2 protein-coding genes are annotated in these 639 nt (G+C 80.8%); both read right to left on the reverse strand.

The features are described 5' to 3' along the window. The coding region (locus KVT14_RS20060; protein ID WP_217617271.1) for an ATP-binding cassette domain-containing protein at positions 1–478 on the reverse strand (478 nt) is incomplete at its 3' end. Continuing rightward, positions 471–614, reverse strand: coding sequence for a hypothetical protein (locus tag KVT14_RS23640; RefSeq protein WP_368858789.1), 144 nt, complete (start codon positions 612–614; stop codon positions 471–473). The genes KVT14_RS23640 and KVT14_RS20060, both read right to left, overlap by 8 nt. Positions 615–639: the final 25 nt, after the last annotated feature.

Genomic DNA, 639 nt, shown 5'->3' on the forward strand with positions numbered 1-639 from the left:
GGCCCGGGGCGGGGGCCCGGGCGATCCCGCCCCCCTGCCGCTGACCGCCGGCCAGCCCTGGCGGTCGGCGGCCGGCCAGGGCGGGGTCGAGGCCGACGTCCGCCAGCAGTCCCGCTACGGCGCGCGCCCGCTCGCCGCGCGGCAGGGACAGCCCTTCCGCGACCGCCGACCCCACGCGCTGGCGCGGGTCGAGCGTCTCGGGGCCGTCCTGGAACACCGGCTGCACCGCGGCGCGGTAGGCGCGGCGGCCGGCGGCGTCCAGCCGGTCGGGCGCGGGGCCGCGGTACCGGACCTCGCCGCCGACGGGGCGGAGCAGACCGAGCGCGGCGCGCGCGGCGGTCGACTTGCCGGGGCCGGCCTCGCCGGTGGGCGCGACGGGCGCGCCCTCCGCCACGGCGAGGTCGAGGCCGTGCACGACGGTCCGCCTCCCGTACGCCAGGTCGGCGCCGGACAGCTCGATGATCGGGGCCTCAGGCACCGGTGACCTCCTCCTCGGTGGCGCGGCCGTGGCGCAGCCGCGGCACCGCGTCCAGCAGCGCGCGCGTGTAGGGCACCGTCGACCGGTGCAGCACGTGGTCGACGTCGCCCGCGTCCACCACGGCGCCGTCCTGCATGACGACGACGTGGTCGGCGACGGTC

This window comes from Cellulomonas sp. GbtcB1 (assembly GCF_019091725.1).
Lineage (GTDB): Bacteria > Actinomycetota > Actinomycetes > Actinomycetales > Cellulomonadaceae > Cellulomonas.

Coding starts and splice junctions, on each gene's coding strand:
- KVT14_RS23640 (WP_368858789.1), bottom strand. CDS start 614: ATGCAGGACGGCGCCGTGGTGGACGCGGGCGACGTCGACCACGTGCTG.